Here is a 17,238-nt window from a genome sequence, read left to right on the forward strand (position 1 = left end):
CTCTCCTGGCCTATGGACTTGTGGATAAGCCATTCTGAGAGTAAGGTGAATGAACTAACAAACCGGGAATAGCTCTTATTTTTCCTGAATTTTGTTCCAGATCCCCGGACCTAGCTAACCCAGCTCCTAATGCTGGTTGGGTAACTATTATCCATCCTTGACTCCAATCGTTACCGCAGGCAGTTGAATTTGCCGAATTAAAAGGACAAATTAGTACATTGCTATTATTATTTAATGCAATGCTGCGGGTGTAGTTAAGGGCATTCACTAGGGCATCGGCGCTCGTATTTAAACGGTTATTTAAAATAATGGTCCGAAAAGACGGGACTGCTATGGTAACCATCACAGCCAAGACGAACAGAGTTATCATTAACTCAATTAGGGTAAATCCTGTCTCATTAGTTTTTATGCTAGGGAGGTGTTGTTTTTTTTTGTAAAATAGAGAGCTGGGCTGCCAGAGTCCTTGGTTTTGGCAATTAAATACTTGAGTCATTTTGGTAAAGAGATAGGCCATTTTATCCAGAGTAAAAAAGTCCTTTTATCCAATAATTATAGACCATATGCCTTTATTTTGTTCAGTTAAGTCGGTTTTGTTGCAGTTTTGGGGTGAATAAGAAGGAATAATTTTGGAGTCTATAGCTAGAAAGTAGGAGCACCCGGATAAAATCCGGGTAATTGGATTTAACGCTTATAGTATTGCCTTAGTTTTTGGCCGCTTTCTTTTTAAACGACTGTTGCCTATTTTGCGCGTGCGGTTTCCCTGGCGTTTTTGGTTTAGCTGGGGTTTTCTTAAAAGCACGCGTGGGTTTATTGGTTGCTTTATTTATCGTAGTAGGTAAGTTGTGTTGCGGTTCAAAATCATCAATTTCCATCCGTTCTAACGTTTTTTTAATTAAACGCTCGATGGCTTTGAGCTGATTTATTTCATCCGCACAGACTAAAGATAAAGCTAAGCCGGTAGCTCCTGCACGTCCAGTGCGGCCAATGCGATGTACATAATCCTCCGCAACTTGCGGAAGATCAAAATTAATCACACAGGGAAGTCCGCTGATATCAATGCCACGGGCTGCAATATCTGTGGCTACCAGTACGTGCAATTCACCTGCTTTAAAGTCAGCCAGCGTTTTGGTTCGTTGTGATTGTGATTTGTTGCCGTGAATGGCCGCGGCATGAATTTGTTCATCGGCTAATTGCTTTACTAATTTATTCGCCCCATGTTTGGTTTTAGTAAAAACAAGGGTCTGACCTAATTTATTTTTATGAATTAAATGACTCAACAAGGCGGCCTTACGACTTTTATCTACAGGATGAACTTTTTGTTTGATGGCTACAACTGTAGTGTTGCGGGGAGCGACGTCAATTTCTACGGGATTTTTTAAAATATCCTTCACAATGGCTCGAATAGGATCGGAGAAAGTAGCGGAAAAAAGTAAATTTTGTCTTTGCCAAGGTAATAATTTAATAATCCGCTTAAGGTCATGAATAAACCCCATGTCCAACATGCGATCGGCTTCATCAAGTACTAGGGTATTAATTTGATCAAATTGAATGGCTTTTTGTTGATATAGATCTAATAAACGACCGGGGGTGGCCACCAAGAGTTCAACCCCGCTGCGTAAGCGCATCATTTGGGGATTAATTTTTACCCCACCATAAACTACGGTCGAACGTAAGGATAAATGCCGGCCATAATTTTTAATGCTGTCGTGAACTTGAGCCGCTAACTCGCGGGTGGGGGTAAGAATTAAGGCACAAACACGATTAGAGCTGGCGCGGGTTCCATTTAGTTTTTGTAAAAGCGGTAAGACAAAACTTGCTGTTTTTCCTGTACCGGTTTGTGCAGAAGCCAAAACATCCTGGCCTTTTAAAACAGCAGGTATTGCTTTAGTCTGAATGGGGGAAGGCTCTTGGTAATTTAATTCATTGGTGGCTTGAACAAGAGGCGGTATAAGACCTAAATCGGCAAAACTCATTAATATCCTTAAATCAATTTAAAATTTTGGGCTTATTGTACCATAAATTATCATGAGCAGGGGGATTTAGTGAAATACTAAAAGAGAGAGGTTGCACTCTAGTCATTTGCGTCTACAGTTACATAGGGTATACCCTAATTTTCCGATGAGTAATTCTGAGTTATACCAGTATAGTGGAAAATAAATTAAAATAATCATTATTAAAGGGAGTTTAGATATGAAAGCCTGTTCTTTAATGTTGTCCTTGCTCTTAGTAGCACCCTTAAGTTTTGCCAATAATACCGATACTAAAACTAATCCTGATCAAGAAATCGTCGCAGGCTTAGTAGTCTTAAATAACAATGAAATTACTGTTGCTGATCTTGCTTTAGGTAAAGCAAATGATAAACATGTCAAAGAATATGCTAAATTAATGAAAAAAGAACATGATAAAAATTTAAAAGAAACGCTGAAAATCAGCAAAAAGCAGGATATTACCCCTGTTGATGATCAAAATGTTACTGATTTAAAAACTCAAGGCCAGCAAGAGGCGAGTGATTTAAATAAATTATCCAGCACTGATTTTGATAAAGCCTACATTAACGATATGGTTAAAGATCATGAAGCTGCATTGACTTTATTAAACGGCTACTTGAAAGAAGTGACAAATCCTAAGTTGAAAAAACACCTTGAAGATACCACTAAACATGTTCAACATCATTTAGATGCAGCGAAGAAAATTCAAAGCCAATTAAGTTAACAGCCAAAAGATGTCGAGCTATGCTCGACATCCTCCCCTTACTGCTTTAGCGAAGCAATCTAGAATTGAGTAGTAACATTGTGCCAAAGCCGTTTCATCCTTCACTCTGTTCTTAAACAGGGTTCAGCTTTTAATCCCAATCGACATACGAGTCAATATGGGGATCAGGGCTTGCAACTGTAGGCGGTGCGGGCTTAGCAGGCTTGCAATTCATTGCTACCTCGTAGCCTTTTAAAGCTTTCTTTAAACTTACAAATTTATAACCTTGCTCTTTATAAAGTTTGATAATATCTGGCAGTGCATAGGCATTAAGCAAGTTAGCGTGAATTAAAAGAATTTGTGATTGCTCAGGATTATGATGGTATTGGCTATGCTCTTCTGCTTTCAGGGTTTGTTGCCAGATGAAATCAAGATAAAAAGGCTTTAATTCCTGTAAAAAATAATCGCGCCGTTTTAACTCCGGCACGGCGAGCAGGCGTTGGTTAAAAACAAAATCTTTACTATCGATAGTGATCGGGGCCACGGTATACTGTTTTTTCTTAAGATAACATAAAATAGCGTTGCGTTTGGCGCCATTACTCATCGCTAAATAGGGGTAACGGAAGTATTTAGGCTTAGTTAACACCGGTGTTAGGCGGGAATCCGCTTTCTTTATCTCTTGAATGTACTCGGCAACGGATAAGCGGTTTAAATTAGCGTGTGAAAAAGTATGGTTGCCTAAGCCAAAGCCTGCATCCCTAAATTTATGTAACATCTCCCAATTGTCATGACGCACCTCACTGGCAATAATAAAGCCAGTAGCAGGTACGCGTTGTTGCTGTAGGGTTTCCATTATCATATTTAAATGAAAATTACGGTAGTCGCCGACAAAGGGTAAGTCATCAATAGTAATCACTACGGTCTTGTGAGCACATACTAGAGATGGCAAAAGAAATAAGAATAAAACAAGTGGGGCAGTTTTTGCGATAAGTGAGTTGATTTTCATTAGAAATTACAAATTTTAATAGGGTACGATTAATTAATGGACGTTATTGTAGCAAAAATTAAGCGAAATGGCTTATCTTAAAAGAAATATTAATTAGGGGATAAAGCAGCAGTGTACACCGCTGCTTTAAGAATAAACTTAGTGTGGACTAACTGCAGCTTTTTCTTTCTCGGCTTCAACTTTAGTTTTCTCAACAGATTTAGGCTTTGGTGTGCCCCAGATCATTGCGCCTAAGAGTCCTGCCAAACCACCCGTTGAGGCAGTGGGTTTAGTCGCACTGTCAGTCTCTTCTTTGGCCAGACGCTCCGCTTCTGCTTTTTCAGCTGCAAGACGTTTATAAGCGGCAACCTCTCTATCTAAAGCTGTTTTACGGCAAACAGTAATAGTGGATTGGATAAGTTCTAAAATGCCTACTAAAGAAAAATCTTTAATATCAGAGAAAATGTGCTTCTCTTTTAATTTCTTAGGCTCAGTGGTCATAAACATAATATAATCGTTAGCTGCACGTAATAAAACCTCAATATTCTCCGGAGAGGTTTCTTTTGCTTTAAGAATTCTGGTAAGCCCGGTATGGACTAATGATCCTGGAATATCATCATGACTTAAGGCGGGTTTTGAGTATTCTCTTTGGCCTATTTGTTCTCTGACAATGCACATCGCTCCAGCTAAAATAGCGATTTTCCTTCCAGACTCTACAGAGAGAGCATTTAAATTTTTGACTATAGTCATTAAGAAATTAAATTGCGCGGCCCGCTCTTTGCTAAGCAAGTTAATTTCGGCGACGTTTTTATCACCCAGTTCATCAGTCATTAACTGTTGTAAGGCTTCTTGGATAGTGTCCCAATCGGTAAAAGTTGCGGTTACTGCTGCAGGAACGGCCTCAGTTTTGAAATTTTTGGCAAGAATTGCTGCCTTACCACCAGGGGCATATTCTGCTAAGGCGTTTTTATTACTTAGCTCTTCTAACTCATAGCTTCTTTTCATTAAGGCGACTAGCGTATCTAAAGGAATGTATTGTAAATCGTGTTCGGCTTTAAGGCCTTTACGGGAATTTCGCTCAACAAAGACTAATTTAAAAAATTTGTTTAATTCTTCGTAGCATTTAGTTAAATCAAAATGACTAGGCGCATGTTCAGCGGTGATACCCATGCCTAAGTTTAAACGATCTCTTAGGAGGCTATTGCGTTGAATTGGTCCTAAATTTTCAGTAATTTGAGTGCTTACTAATAACATGGCCCCATTGAGGGTCCGCGTGGCTTCCTCCAGGACTCTAGGCTTATTAATGGGTTTTGTTGCATCAAGACGAGTATCTAAACTTTCAATAGTATACTCGATAAATTTAAGCTGGCTTCTTCTTGGCTCAGTTAATTGCTCAAGACTTTCTATTTTTATGGCTTCGGTGCTGTATTTTTTTTTGATGATTTCTACAGTTTCTGCAAAATGTGCTTTTAGTTCATTGTATCCTTTTAATTCAAACGTCATGTTTTATCTCCTAGATCCAAAGCAAAGTAATGTAAGCATCTACTTACAGAAAACTAGTGTAAACGAAAGTTGTCATTGCGTCATGCTTTTTCATAATGTAGTTTTAAAAACATATAAAAAACGATAATATTCATAAAGATAAAAAAATGAGCACCTTTTGTATTTAAAAAATAAGGCTCGTTAGAAAAAGCATGTTAACATTTGCTTTTTTTCTTAATCGGCCAAAAAGGCGGAGTTTTAATTGAAATTAATAGCTGAGCGCTTTGCGGCGTATAAAAAATTTTATGTCTTGAGCTCTTGCGCTCTAATTTTTTTACTCCTTTGTCGTTTGCTTGCTAATTTTATTATTCCCCTTAATGACACCACTGAAGCTCGCTACAGTGAAATTGCACGAAAAATGTTAGAAACCGGAGATTGGGTAACCTTGTACCATGATTACGGTATTCCTTTTTGGGCTAAACCCCCTTTATCGACCTGGTTAGCCGCTTTTTCAATGAAATTATTTGGTGTTAATGAATTTGCGGCTCGTTTTCCTTCTTTATTATTATCCCTCGCTGTTTTGGCCCTAGTTTGGCAATTAGCTAGAAAACAATTAGATGAGCTTGCCGCTTTAGTCGCCGTAGTCGTTTTAGCAGGCAGCTTTTATTTCTTTTTAGATGCCGGTGCAGTAATGACTGAGCCGGCACTTATTTTCTCTACCACCTTAGCCTTCGTCAGCTTTTGGTTTGCGGTCCGGCAAGACAAGGTCCTGTGGTCCTATTTATTCTTTGTTGGTCTAGGTCTAGGTTTGTTGGCCAAAGGTCCGATTGCTTTAGTTTTAGTAGGTCTACCCCTCTTTTTTTGGGTATTAATTAACAACGCATGGCTTCGTTTATGGCGAAAACTACCCTGGATAAAAGGGACTCTGTTAATGGGGCTTATTGCCCTGCCCTGGTATTTTTTAGCCGAGCGCCATACTCCTGGCTTTTTAAATTATTTTATTATGGGCGAACACATCCACCGTTTTCTTACGCCTGGTTGGGCGGGGGATAAATACGGGATGGCTCACCATGCCCCTAAAGGCATGATTTGGCCTTATGCCCTAATTGGCCTGATGCCGTGGACGCTGATTTTATTTTTTTGGTTAATAAAATATAGAAAAGAAGTTTTTATTGCTCAAGAGGATAGAGGCTGGATGAGTTATTTATTCTTATTTACCTTGATGCCTTTATTATTTTTTACTTTTGCCGGCAATATTATTTACCCTTATGTTTTTCCCGTCTTGCCTGCCTTTGCTTTATTATTTATGGAAGTATGGAAAAGGACTAAACATGGTGCTCAAAACAGTTTATGGCTGCCTTATGTCGCTTTAACAGCGGGATTTTTTGCTTTAACGGCAACGGCTGTTTTTCTTATTAACCCCAATCAAGTGGCAAAAACACAAAAACCAATTATTGATGCCTGGTTACAATTAAAGCCTTCCACACAGAGCGAATTATTTTATTGGGGCGCAGTAGATTTCTCCGCTCAATTTTATTCGCGCGGGAAAGCAAAACCACTTAGCTCCTTGAATGACTTATGCCGCGCTTTCCACGCTCAAAAAGATTTTTATCTGGTCATTAACGCGGTGGATTTTATCGCTTTTCCCCGCGAATTGACTTTGCAATTTCAAATTAAACAAATTTTAAACTTAGGAAAGAATCAGTTTTTCTTATTACGTTATGCACCGGGAAACAAAGTGCTACACACTTATTGCAAATAGTCAGAGTTATAGTACATTAGCCGCACTTTCAAATTGACTGACTACTGCATTATGGCAAAACTTTATTTCTATTATTCGGCAATGAATGCGGGTAAAAGTACCGTTTTATTACAATCTAGCCATAATTATCGGGAGCGGGGCATGCAAACTTTATTGTTTACACCCGCCATTGATACGCGCTATCAACAGGGTACAATTAGCTCGCGCATTGGCCTTAACGATCAAGCTTTTGCTTTCAAAGATAGCGATAATTTGTATGAGATCACAGTGGATTTAAACAGCAAGGTTTCAGCTTATGCTTGCATTTTGATTGACGAGGCTCAATTTCTAACCCGTGAACAAGTACATCAACTCACTGAAATTACTGATCGATTATCCATTCCGGTCTTAGCTTATGGCTTACGCACGGATTTTCGTGGTGAATTATTTCCCGGGAGCCAATTTTTGTTGGCCTGGGCGGATGAATTAGTTGAATTAAAAACCATTTGCCATTGTGGCCGAAAAGCAATTATGAATATGCGAATTGATGCTCAGGGCGAAGCCGTGGTGGAAGGGGAGCAAGTATTGATAGGGGGCAATGAGTCCTATGTTTCAACATGTCGCTTGCATTTTAAGCGTAAAGAAGCAAAAAACGGAAAAGCACCTGAGATCTTGTTCAATAAAGATACCAATCTTCTTTAAGTTTTGATATAATGTGCCGCAACATTTAGGCCTTGATGTTAGGAGTTAGAGTGTCACATTCAGCTACAGTAGATTCGAGAGTATTTGTACCTCGCGGTGACTTAATGGCCTGGGTCGTTTGCTTATCAGCTGGCCTTTTCTTTTTATATGAGTTTTTTCAACTCAATATCTTTGATGTCATTAACCAACCTCTACGCGATGATTTCCATATTGACGCTACTCAATTGAGCTGGATGTCGAGTGCCTATTTATGGGCTGATATTCTATTTCTATTGCCCGCAGGCATCATCCTTGACCGCTTCTCTACCCGCAAAGTCATATTGACGGCGATGTTGGTTTGTGTCGTTGGCACGGTGGGTTTTGCTTTAACTCATTCTTTTTGGCTCGCCTCCTTTTTTCATTTTTTATCCGGAATAGGTAATGCCTTTTGCTTCCTCTCTTGTATTGTTTTAGTTTCTCGTTGGTTTCCACCGCGCAGACAAGCCTTAGTAGTCGGTTCTTTAGTAACTATGGCCTTTATCGGTGGAATGATGGCCCATACTCCTTTTGCTTATTTAAATGAATTGTTCGGTTGGCGCCAAGCTTTACTGATTGATGGTGCAGTGGGTGCTGCTTTACTAGGGTGGATTTATTTAATTGTCAAAGATAAGCCCAATGATGCCCCCTCCTGTTTACCAGCACAGCAAGCTCAGGCTACTTCCGCTTTTACTAAAGCTTTAGCGAATCCCCAAAACTGGCTAGCCGGCTTATATACTTGCTTATTGAACCTTCCCATTATGGTTTTATGTGCTTTATGGGGGGCTAGTTATTTACAAGTAGTCCATCATTTACCAGAGATGGCAGCTAGTAATGTAGTCAGTTTGATTTTTATGGGTAGTGTTATTGGTTGTCCTTTAGTGGGTTGGTTGTCCGATTCCCAAGGGCGGCGTAAACCCTTAATGATTTTAGGTGCTTTAGCCACTTTAATTACGGTGATTCCTTTATTCATGGACCTCACCCTATCACAATTTTCCTTAAGCCTCATCTTTTTTGCCCTCGGCTTTTTTACTAGTACACAAGTGATTTCCTATCCTTTAATTGCCGAAAGTAATGAAGCAGAAAATACCGGCTCTTCTACCGGCATTGCTTCCGTCATCATTATGGGGGGCGCCGGGGTGGGGCAGGTGCTGTTTGGTTGGTTAATGACTTATCATGCCCAAAACGCAGCTCAGTATACGATGGCTGATTTTCAATTCGCTCTATGGATTTTTCCTATTGCAGCTTTTGCTGCTTTAGTTGCTGTTTTATTAACTCGTGAAACATACTGCAAACGATAAATGGGGAGTAAGAATGCAGATAGTAGATGACTTTAGAGGCTACAATGGTGAAGTTCAATCATCATTATTGCCATGGATAGTATGTTTTGCAGCAACGATGTTTTTCTTTTATGAATTTATTCAAGGAAATATGTTTGCGTCTATTGCCGCTAACATCATGCAGGACTTCCATATCCAAGCTGATAAAATGACCTATTTATCCAGTATTTATTATTTATCGAATGTTTTGTTTTTATTTATAGCCGGGATGGTGTTAGATCGTTTCTCGATTAAAAACACGATCTTATTCGCCATGTTTTTATGTGTGATGAGCACCTTTGTGCTTGCTTATTCGCATTCGTTTTATGTCGCTTTATTTTGTCGTTTTATTACGGGGATAGGTAGTGCTTTTTGCTTTCTTGGCCCAGTTCGTCTTGCCTCTCATTGGTTTCCGCCTAAGCGTATGGCCCTAGTCACTGGTGCAATTGTGACGATGGCCATGACGGGTGGCTTGATCGCTCAGTACCCTCTGACTAAATTAGTGGCTTATGTAGGTTGGCGTCAAGCAGTTCTAGATGTGGGGATTCTTGGTTTTGCCATGCTTTTATTTATGATTTTTGGCATTAAAGAAAGGCCGCAAGTAGCCGTTAAAAAGGAAGCAGCTCCCATCAATATTTTTGCTGCAGCAAAAAAGGCATATTTAAACAGTCAGTACCTTCGTGCAGCTTTTTATACCAGCTTAATGAATATGGCCATAGCCGTATTTGGCGCGATGATGGGTACTTTATATTTAGAGCAACGTTTAGGAATTAGTTCTGCCCAAGCGTCCATGATTAATGGAATGCTGTTTTTTGGCGCAATTATTGGCGCACCCTTATTAGGATGGGTTTCTGATAAAGTAGGTGTGCGTATTATGCCCATGAAAGCCGGTGTTTTAGCCTCAATGGCAACCTTGCTTGCTGCACTTTACTTACCCGTTTCAGTAAATCAAATGGCCTTTTTATTTTTCCTATTAGGTTTATTCACTTCAGCCCAAGTCATTAGTTATGCTTTAGTAGCAGAAAGCAGTTCTCCTGCTATGACAGCAACAGCAGTCAGTGTGATTTCGATTTTGACTCAAGGTGGATGCTTAGTGTTTCAAAATCTCTTTAGTAGTTTATTAACCAGTTATGGTGGCATGCATTTAGTCAGTGGTGTGCCTGTGTATTCTTTAGATGCTTATCAATATGCAGCAATGATTTTACCTATTGGTTTATTAGTTGCTTTTTTGATGCTATTTGGTTTAAAAGAAACCCATTGCCGACAAGTTGAGTATAAATAGTGACAGGACGCGTTTGTATTTTATTAATGGACTCCTTTGGAATTGGCGCTAGCCTTGATGCATCTCGCTATGGCGATGAGGGCGCTAATACTTTTGTGCATATCTATGAAGCTTGTGAACAAGGTAAGGCCGATATGGCCGGTGTTCGGCAAGGCTCTCTCCAGCTGCCCCATTTGGCTCAATTAGGCCTATATCAGGCTGCGGTCGCCAGTTCTGGACTGCCCTTTGTCAATTTAGCTAATTTTTCTGAACCTCAAGGCTATTATGGTTATGCTGTAGAGCAGAGCTTAGGAAAAGACACGCCTAGTGGACATTGGGAATTAGCTGGGGTGCCCGTACTTTTTGAATGGGGTTACTTTCCTGATCAAGCGCATTGTTTTCCCCAAAAGCTCATTGCTGAATTGATTAAGCGTGCGTCTTTGCCTGGGGTATTAGGGGAAAAGCACGCATCAGGAACGACTATTTTAGATGAATTGGGTGCCGAACATATAAAAACAGGGAAGCCTATTGTTTATACCTCTGCCGATTCAGTGTTTCAAATAGCGGCTCATGAAGAGCATTTTGGTTTAGACCGTCTTTATAAGCTTTGCGAAATAGCTCGTGACTTGGTTGATGATTATCAAATAGGCCGCGTCATTGCGCGCCCTTTTATTGGGCAAGAGGGAAGTTTTAAGCGTACAGCTCATCGAAAAGATTATGCCACTCTACCTCCTGAAAAAACCTTACTGGACTACTTAAAGGCAGCGGGAAGGGAAGTTATCTCGATCGGTAAAATTGCGGATATTTATGCTCATCAAGGCGTTACCCAAGAGATTAAAGCCGATGGTAATATGGCCTTATTTGATGCCACTTTAACGGCAATGGCCAGCGCGCCAGAGGGTAGCCTAGTCTTTACTAACTTTGTTGATTTTGACTCCTCCTATGGCCATCGCCGCGATACCGCCGGTTATGCGAAGGCTTTAGAGGATTTTGATAAACGACTACCTGAGCTTACTGCCATACTGCAGCCTAATGATTTAGTTGTCATTGCTGCAGATCATGGTTGTGATCCCACCCTACCGGGCTCTGATCACACTCGTGAACACATTCCGGTTATTGTCTATGGCCCGCAACTTAAAAGTAAGTTTATTGGTCGTCGGGATAGTTTTGCTGATGTCGGCCAAACCCTAGCCCAGCATTTAGGGCTGGCACCTTTAGCGCATGGCCTTTCTTTTCTTTAATAAGTTGGCGGCTTTTAACTAAGAGCCGCTTAGTTTCTTCGACCGATATTTATTTTAAGGCAAGATATGAGTGCTAACATTCGCTGGGAACAACGCTTTAATAATTATGGTACTGCCTTTTCTCAGCTTGCTTCAGCAGTGCATTTAGCCCAAGAGCGAGCTTTATCAGATTTAGAAAAGCAAGGTATAATTCAAGCTTTTAAATTTACTCATGAATTAGCTTGGAATGTCATGAAAGATTATTTTTCCTACCAAGGTAACCCTAATATTACTGGTTCACCCGATGCAATTAGAGAAGCTTTTAATAAAGGATTGATTGCTGAAGGTGAGGGTTGGATGGAAATGATTAAAAGTCGTAACCAAACCCCACACACCTATAACCATAAAATAGCTGATGAGATTGTGGGAAAAATAATTACTCTTTATTTTCCTTTATTTGCCCATTTTTTAAGTCATATGCAGCGCTTAAAAAGTAAGTAAGGATGCAAGAAGCTACTAGAGACGGATTGCCTCTCGCAGCAATAGAAAAAATAAATTCGATATTCCAACAATACCCGCAAATAAATAAGGTCGTGCTCTATGGTTTAAGGGCTCTGGGCAACTACCGTAATGGCTCTGATATTGACTTATGCATTGACTCTAACTCTCTTAATTTAACTGAACTTTTTTCTATTGAAACCCAAATTGATGATTTATTATTACCTTGGAAGATTGATTTAAGCCTAAAAAACTCTATCGATAACGAGGCACTACTCGAACATATCCTAACTCATGGCCTCGTTTTTTTCCCTCATTCCTAGTTGATTACTTAACTTTAACTTCTACAGTTAATCGAAGATTGCCGATTTTTTTTCTCCAAGCATTGATTTTTTATTAATCATCCCCATCTAAGGGGTTTCTGCTTCAGCTAAGGATCTTATTTTGGAACAATATCGTGGAACAACCATTCTTTCTGTGCGCCGCGGCAATCAGGTGGTGATCGGAGGAGATGGACAGGTTAGCTTGGGCAATACCGTTATGAAAGGTAATGCTCGGAAAGTACGTCGGCTTTATAAAGATAGAGTCATTGCAGGTTTTGCAGGAGGGACTGCAGACGCCTTTACTTTATTTGAGCGTTTCGAGAGCAAATTAGAATTACATCAAGGACATTTAGTGAGAGCAGCAGTGGAACTTGCTAAAGATTGGCGTACCGATCGCATGCTACGTCGTCTTGAAGCTATTTTAGCCGTGGCTGATACGAAAGCCTCCTTAATTATTACTGGAAATGGTGATGTGATTGAACCTGAGGAAAGTTTAATTGCTATTGGTTCAGGAGGCCCCTTTGCGCAAGCTGCGGCACGGGCGCTGATGGAAAACACTGATTTGTCCGCAAAAGAAATTGTGCAAAGAGGGCTTAAAATAGCCGCTGATATTTGTATTTACACTAATAACCATTTAACCATAGAAGAATTAAATGATGACAGCAAATAGTTCAATGATGACTCCACGTGAGATTGTACAAGAGTTAGATAAGCATATTATTGGCCAAGATGAGGCCAAAAGAGCAGTGGCGATAGCCTTACGTAATCGTTGGCGGCGGATGAAAATACAAGATCCAGTATTACGTAATGAAATCATGCCTAAAAATATTTTAATGATTGGTCCTACTGGGGTGGGTAAAACAGAAATAGCCCGCCGTCTAGCTAAACTGGCTAATGCCCCTTTTATTAAAGTAGAAGCTACTAAATTCACCGAAGTGGGTTATGTCGGTCGTGATGTCGATTCCATTTTACGTGATTTAACGGATATCGCGATTAAAAAAGAGCGCGAAGCTGCGATGAAAAAAGTGGCGCATTTAGCTGAAGATGCTGCAGAAGAGCGCGTCCTCGATGTTCTGCTTCCTCCAGCGCGAGGCAGCCTTACTCCTAGTGAACGCGATTCAACCGCCCGCCAAGTATTCCGCAAGCAGTTGCGCGAGGGCAGTTTAAATGATAATGAAATTGAAATTGATGTAGCTGCGGCTCCCATCGGCATTGAAATTATGTCCCCTCCAGGTATGGAAGAAATGACGAGCCAGTTGCAATCGATGTTTCAACAAGTGGGCACTCATCGAACCAAAACCCGTAAAATGACTATTGCCAAAGCGATGAAAATTTTACGCGAAGAAGAGGCTGCCAAGCTTATCAATGAAGAGGATATCAAAGCAAAGGCCATTGAGAGCGTGGAGCAAAATGGTATTGTCTTTATTGATGAAATCGATAAGGTGGCTAAACGCAGTGAACAGGGTGGTGGCGATGTTTCGCGTGAGGGGGTGCAACGTGATTTGCTTCCTTTGGTTGAGGGTACGACAGTATCTACTAAATACGGTATGGTAAAATCAGATCATATTTTATTCATTGCATCAGGCGCTTTTCATGTAGCTAAACCTTCAGATTTAATTGCTGAATTACAAGGCCGTCTACCTATCCGCGTTGAATTATCCGCCTTAACGGTTGATGATTTCGTTCGTATTTTAACGGAACCTTCTTCTTCTCTAACCTTGCAATATCAAGCCCTGATGGAAACGGAAGGTTTAACCCTTAATTTTGATCCGAGCGGTATTCAACGTATTGCGGAGATTGCTTGGCAGGTAAATGAGCGGATGGAAAATATTGGTGCCCGCCGTCTTTATACGGTAATGGAGCGTCTATTAGAAACAGTATCGTTTGAAGCAACCGATAAATCAGGCGAATCGGTACTCATTGATAAGGCTTATGTGGATAAGAACTTAGCGCAATTAGTGGCTGATGAGGACTTAGCCCGTTATATTCTTTAATCAAAGACTTTTAAGTTGGGTCCTGTTAGACCCAACTTTTATTTATTAAATGGGCAAAGAGGGTTCTCTTGGCGAGGGCGGTAGAGTGCTAAAAAAGCTTATAAACAATAGAACAATAAAAAATAATAGAAAGACATGAAGGATTATCTTCGTGATTACTGCAAGAGTGGCTATCTTCGTTTTATAATTAACGATTCCAGCAATAGCCGCAATCATCAAGCAAATGAAAGCACTTAAGAACATTTTCCATCCTTAGAAAATCTAATTAAATCTTCCTTCCAAAATTATAGTGCATAGAAATCTAATGTTGGAATAACTAGGCTACTTAAATCTCAAGGTACTTGATGGATAAGGAAATAATTTTTTTAATTTTAAATGAACGCACATTGTATTTTAAGATTTTATTATTGACATATTGTTTAAGCTATGTAGTATGAAATACACCCTTACTCATTGTGATTATAAATATGGCACGATTCGATATTAATAACTTAGTTGTTTTACACTTATATAATTACATGAGACCGCGAGGCGAAAAGGATCCTTTAGCGCAAGTGGAAAAGGAGTGTCAGGTAGTTAAATTATCTACATGTATGCGTACTATCTATGTGTTAAATAAAGATGCTTTAAAATCAGAGGGCCAACAAAAGGCCTATCAAGCTTTAATCGATTATATAGAGCGTCGAGATATGTATTCAGCGTCAACCAAGTTTGAATCTTTAGAGGGGGCTCAAGCGTATGAATTTTTATTGTATTGGGTGCTCGGAGGGGTAAATCCCGCTAAAACCTTTCAAGATTCTCGCATTTTAGGCGATGTTCGCCAGATTTGGACTAAGTTATGCGGCTCTCCCAGCCCGCGGGCCCAAACTCTCGTGAGCTTATATAAAACCTTATTTAATGATTTATTTGCCGACAGTGGCCAACTTCGTAAGTTAATTTCTGTTTATGAATCTCTTGAACCGACATCATTAGCGCTTACATTAAAGACAGCCTGTGTTAATTGTGCTAGGGCAAGGATTCAAGGATTTTTAACTTGTTTAGTTAATTTTGATTATTCAGCGTTTGCTGAAAACACCCATTTACTAGAACTTAAGGACGGCCTTCTTCGTTTACAAGAAAAACTATCAAGCCGTGTTAAAGTCCCGGAAGGAGAGGAGGCCTTACAAAGTATTGTTGCCGAACAACAACGAGATGGTATTCGTAAGCGTTTGTTGGAGATAGAACAGTTATTACTGGTGTTAGACCACTTAAATCCTTCGGTTGTAATGGGTAAGTTGGAAGCATCAGAAAAGCTAAGTGAGCTGCCTGAACAAAGCGATAAGTCAGTCCCCTCATCGGTGTCTACTCGGCTAGAGGTAGATGATTGTGGAAAGGTTAAGTTTTTTATTAAGGTAGCAGCGAAGCAAGCTGAGCAGCAAACCCTCGATACTTCTCTGGCTTTAAAGCAACTAGAGTTAAACTAGGTAGGGAGATAGTTCAATGAATTCGCTTGTAAACTAAATCGTGATGTGATTTATTAATAAAGAGCATTAGAATCCTGTTCCACTAAGGTCAGACAAGGATTGGTCTGTATTAGTGTTTTGTTTGTACGTTAAATAATATCAATTTCCATGGATTAGGAGGTATTATGACTACAAGAACATCACAGTTAAGTACGTCGTTTTTTAGCAAAGCCACCTCAACTTCCCTTTTTCCAGATTCCTATCAGGCTATTTGGAAAACGCCTAAGGCCTACTCGAACATTTTGAAAATTAAGGCTTTATTAACAGATTACACTAAAGAAAATTTTTTCTTAGGCTCATTTTTCGGCCGCTTGTTTTCTTGCCATTTAGGCCGGCATCACGTGGCTAAGGTGCATGAAATTATCCATACTCCCTATGAATGTGTGGAAGATCTCATTTATGATTTAAAATTATTAAAGCCCCAAAAGGGTGGTTCTTTAGATAGACGTCTTCGTTTTATTGAGGTGCAAATGGATGAGGTCGAAAGAGCTCGTGCAAGCGCTCTGTTTTCTATTTAAATTTAATTAGGGCAGAGCTGGTCCTCTACTAATTTTCAATTCAGGCAGGTTTATTATTCCCAATAAATCAGGGCCACCTATAAAAGCTTAAATTGGCGCTCCTCAATGGAGCGCTAATTCAGGCTGCAAGAATATTAAAACACTTAGAAGGCACATTGGGTGCATTCGCCTTGTGCATTCTTCTCATTACATGTACATGAATGAGAAACTCCATTTCCATCGCAGCAGTTAGAAACTGAACATCCAGATGGTTCTAAAGGATCTGCTTGACAATTACTGCAAGGAGGCTCGCCAACAGCGCAAACCGCGGCATAAACGGGATTAAAAAATGATAAAATAAAGGTTGCAAGACATAGGGCTTTAAATATTTTTTGCATTTTGATTTTCCTTAGCTAGGGTGATTCAAACTAAAAATAGTAATTACCAACTGCAATTGGTACAGACGGTCTCGCCAGTTTGTGGATTCGTCGTTGTTGAAGTGCAATTACAACCATGGGATTCGCCATCTCCACAGCAATTCGGCCCTGAGGCGCAACCAGAAGTATTATTGGGTACGCATTCACTGCATGGTGGTTCACCAATAGCACAAGCTGCCGTATATCCGGTAGAAAATGGTAAACATAGCATCAAAGCAAGTGGCAATTTGGCCAAATTAATGATTTTCATTAGACTCTCCATGGTTAAAATTTAACTTAACACCAAATAATCAAAACTTTTCATTGTGTTTAAAAACACCAATTTACTAAAAAAAGATTTAAAAATTCTTTCAAGCTCATCGAAGTGCTGTATTGTTCACTTTATTTATAGCATAGATTTTTATCTAATTTATATAAAAATGAAAATAATTCGGATTTAGGAGAGCTCTTAATTACTCATGTTACGCACATAAACTTGTAGTTTGACTAAAAAGCATTAGAATTCCGCCCTTAATTTTAGGGAGGGAATTAAATGGATATGCTTGATCTTTATAGTGATTATTTGATTTTC

Annotated in this window: 18 protein-coding genes; 12 read left to right on the plus strand and 6 right to left on the minus strand. The window is 39.7% G+C overall.

Annotated elements, in window-relative coordinates:
* Positions 1-10: 10 nt before the first annotated feature.
* Both ELY15_RS07475 and ELY15_RS07480 read right to left on the minus strand, forming a co-directional pair.
* Entirely contained in the window at positions 11-514 is a 504-nt protein-coding gene (locus tag ELY15_RS07475) for a GspH/FimT family pseudopilin (protein ID WP_127099040.1), read from the minus strand.
* A 187-nt stretch (positions 515-701) separates the two neighbouring features.
* Positions 702-1,973 (minus strand): DEAD/DEAH box helicase, encoded by a 1,272-nt coding sequence (locus tag ELY15_RS07480; RefSeq protein ID WP_127099041.1) that lies wholly within the window; start codon positions 1,971-1,973, stop codon positions 702-704.
* 217 nt (positions 1,974-2,190) lie between these two features.
* On the opposite strand from ELY15_RS07480, the gene ELY15_RS07485 reads away from it, so the two are divergent.
* A complete protein-coding gene (locus ELY15_RS07485; protein WP_127099042.1) occupies positions 2,191-2,712 on the plus strand; it encodes a DUF4142 domain-containing protein in 522 nt (173 codons plus the stop codon).
* A gap of 130 nt (positions 2,713-2,842) precedes the next feature.
* Here ELY15_RS07485 and ELY15_RS07490 read toward each other — a convergent pair whose 3' ends face one another.
* Both ELY15_RS07490 and ELY15_RS07495 read right to left on the minus strand, forming a co-directional pair.
* Positions 2,843-3,697 carry a polysaccharide deacetylase family protein gene (locus tag ELY15_RS07490; protein ID WP_127099043.1) on the minus strand — a complete coding sequence of 285 codons (855 nt, stop codon included), beginning with the start codon at positions 3,695-3,697 and terminating at the stop codon, positions 2,843-2,845.
* Positions 3,698-3,835: 138 nt separating this feature from the next.
* Positions 3,836-5,179 (minus strand): hypothetical protein, encoded by a 1,344-nt coding sequence (locus tag ELY15_RS07495; protein ID WP_127099044.1) that lies wholly within the window; start codon positions 5,177-5,179, stop codon positions 3,836-3,838.
* Positions 5,180-5,420: 241 nt separating this feature from the next.
* Between ELY15_RS07495 and ELY15_RS07500 the strand changes: the two genes are divergently transcribed.
* The 11 genes from ELY15_RS07500 (at position 5,421) to ELY15_RS07550 (ending at position 16,251) form a co-directional block, all read left to right on the plus strand.
* Positions 5,421-6,920: a glycosyltransferase family 39 protein gene (locus tag ELY15_RS07500; protein ID WP_233586564.1), complete on the plus strand. Its 1,500-nt coding sequence runs from the start codon at positions 5,421-5,423 to the stop codon at positions 6,918-6,920.
* A 51-nt stretch (positions 6,921-6,971) separates the two neighbouring features.
* Positions 6,972-7,601 carry a thymidine kinase gene (locus tag ELY15_RS07505; protein WP_127099045.1) on the plus strand — a complete coding sequence of 210 codons (630 nt, stop codon included), beginning with the start codon at positions 6,972-6,974 and terminating at the stop codon, positions 7,599-7,601.
* 50 nt (positions 7,602-7,651) lie between these two features.
* Positions 7,652-8,917 carry an MFS transporter gene (locus ELY15_RS07510; RefSeq protein ID WP_199744186.1) on the plus strand — a complete coding sequence of 422 codons (1,266 nt, stop codon included), beginning with the start codon at positions 7,652-7,654 and terminating at the stop codon, positions 8,915-8,917.
* A 13-nt stretch (positions 8,918-8,930) separates the two neighbouring features.
* Positions 8,931-10,217 carry an MFS transporter gene (locus tag ELY15_RS07515; RefSeq protein WP_127099047.1) on the plus strand — a complete coding sequence of 429 codons (1,287 nt, stop codon included), beginning with the start codon at positions 8,931-8,933 and terminating at the stop codon, positions 10,215-10,217.
* The gene (locus ELY15_RS07520; RefSeq protein ID WP_127099048.1) at positions 10,217-11,437 is read left to right on the plus strand and encodes a phosphopentomutase; all 1,221 of its coding nucleotides are present in this window, start codon (positions 10,217-10,219) and stop codon (positions 11,435-11,437) included. The genes ELY15_RS07515 and ELY15_RS07520 overlap by 1 nt, the downstream gene beginning before the upstream one ends.
* A 66-nt stretch (positions 11,438-11,503) precedes the next feature.
* Complete coding sequence (locus ELY15_RS07525; protein ID WP_127099049.1) at positions 11,504-11,917, plus strand: nucleotidyltransferase substrate binding protein; 414 nt, start codon at positions 11,504-11,506, stop codon at positions 11,915-11,917.
* 2 nt (positions 11,918-11,919) lie between these two features.
* The gene (locus ELY15_RS07530; protein WP_127099050.1) at positions 11,920-12,237 is read left to right on the plus strand and encodes a nucleotidyltransferase domain-containing protein; all 318 of its coding nucleotides are present in this window, start codon (positions 11,920-11,922) and stop codon (positions 12,235-12,237) included.
* A 121-nt stretch (positions 12,238-12,358) separates the two neighbouring features.
* On the plus strand, positions 12,359-12,907 hold the full coding sequence (hslV, locus tag ELY15_RS07535; RefSeq protein WP_127099051.1) for an ATP-dependent protease subunit HslV: 549 nt from the start codon (positions 12,359-12,361) through the stop codon (positions 12,905-12,907).
* Positions 12,891-14,231: an ATP-dependent protease ATPase subunit HslU gene (gene hslU, locus ELY15_RS07540; RefSeq protein ID WP_127099052.1), complete on the plus strand. Its 1,341-nt coding sequence runs from the start codon at positions 12,891-12,893 to the stop codon at positions 14,229-14,231. The genes hslV and hslU overlap by 17 nt, the downstream gene beginning before the upstream one ends.
* A 467-nt stretch (positions 14,232-14,698) precedes the next feature.
* Positions 14,699-15,694: a hypothetical protein gene (locus tag ELY15_RS07545; RefSeq protein WP_127099053.1), complete on the plus strand. Its 996-nt coding sequence runs from the start codon at positions 14,699-14,701 to the stop codon at positions 15,692-15,694.
* A 164-nt stretch (positions 15,695-15,858) separates the two neighbouring features.
* Entirely contained in the window at positions 15,859-16,251 is a 393-nt protein-coding gene (locus tag ELY15_RS07550; protein ID WP_127099054.1) for a DUF5617 domain-containing protein, read from the plus strand.
* Positions 16,252-16,394: 143 nt separating this feature from the next.
* On the opposite strand, the gene ELY15_RS07555 is transcribed toward ELY15_RS07550, so the two are convergent.
* Positions 16,395-16,628, minus strand: a complete 234-nt coding sequence (locus ELY15_RS07555; protein WP_127099055.1) for a hypothetical protein — start codon at positions 16,626-16,628, stop codon at positions 16,395-16,397.
* Positions 16,629-16,671: 43 nt separating this feature from the next.
* Positions 16,672-16,917: a hypothetical protein gene (locus ELY15_RS07560; RefSeq protein ID WP_127099056.1), complete on the minus strand. Its 246-nt coding sequence runs from the start codon at positions 16,915-16,917 to the stop codon at positions 16,672-16,674.
* Between the last annotated feature and the right edge of the window lie 321 nt (positions 16,918-17,238).

Source organism: Legionella sp. km772 (assembly GCF_003989735.1).
GTDB lineage: Bacteria > Pseudomonadota > Gammaproteobacteria > Legionellales > Legionellaceae > Legionella.

Excerpts from the sequence above, each read along its gene's own strand:
- ELY15_RS07515 (WP_127099047.1), top strand. The coding sequence starts at position 8,931 with ATGCAGATAGTAGATGACTTTAGAGGCTACAATGGTGAAGTTCAATCA.
- ELY15_RS07505 (WP_127099045.1), top strand. The coding sequence starts at position 6,972 with ATGGCAAAACTTTATTTCTATTATTCGGCAATGAATGCGGGTAAAAGT.
- ELY15_RS07475 (WP_127099040.1), bottom strand. The coding sequence starts at position 514 with ATGGCCTATCTCTTTACCAAAATGACTCAAGTATTTAATTGCCAAAAC.
- ELY15_RS07555 (WP_127099055.1), bottom strand. The coding sequence starts at position 16,628 with ATGCAAAAAATATTTAAAGCCCTATGTCTTGCAACCTTTATTTTATCA.
- hslU (WP_127099052.1), top strand. The coding sequence starts at position 12,891 with ATGATGACAGCAAATAGTTCAATGATGACTCCACGTGAGATTGTACAA.
- ELY15_RS07530 (WP_127099050.1), top strand. The coding sequence starts at position 11,920 with ATGCAAGAAGCTACTAGAGACGGATTGCCTCTCGCAGCAATAGAAAAA.
- ELY15_RS07480 (WP_127099041.1), bottom strand. The coding sequence starts at position 1,973 with ATGAGTTTTGCCGATTTAGGTCTTATACCGCCTCTTGTTCAAGCCACC.
- ELY15_RS07545 (WP_127099053.1), top strand. The coding sequence starts at position 14,699 with ATGGCACGATTCGATATTAATAACTTAGTTGTTTTACACTTATATAAT.
- ELY15_RS07495 (WP_127099044.1), bottom strand. The coding sequence starts at position 5,179 with ATGACGTTTGAATTAAAAGGATACAATGAACTAAAAGCACATTTTGCA.
- ELY15_RS07560 (WP_127099056.1), bottom strand. The coding sequence starts at position 16,917 with ATGAAAATCATTAATTTGGCCAAATTGCCACTTGCTTTGATGCTATGT.
- ELY15_RS07525 (WP_127099049.1), top strand. The coding sequence starts at position 11,504 with ATGAGTGCTAACATTCGCTGGGAACAACGCTTTAATAATTATGGTACT.
- ELY15_RS07550 (WP_127099054.1), top strand. The coding sequence starts at position 15,859 with ATGACTACAAGAACATCACAGTTAAGTACGTCGTTTTTTAGCAAAGCC.
- ELY15_RS07490 (WP_127099043.1), bottom strand. The coding sequence starts at position 3,697 with ATGAAAATCAACTCACTTATCGCAAAAACTGCCCCACTTGTTTTATTC.
- ELY15_RS07485 (WP_127099042.1), top strand. The coding sequence starts at position 2,191 with ATGAAAGCCTGTTCTTTAATGTTGTCCTTGCTCTTAGTAGCACCCTTA.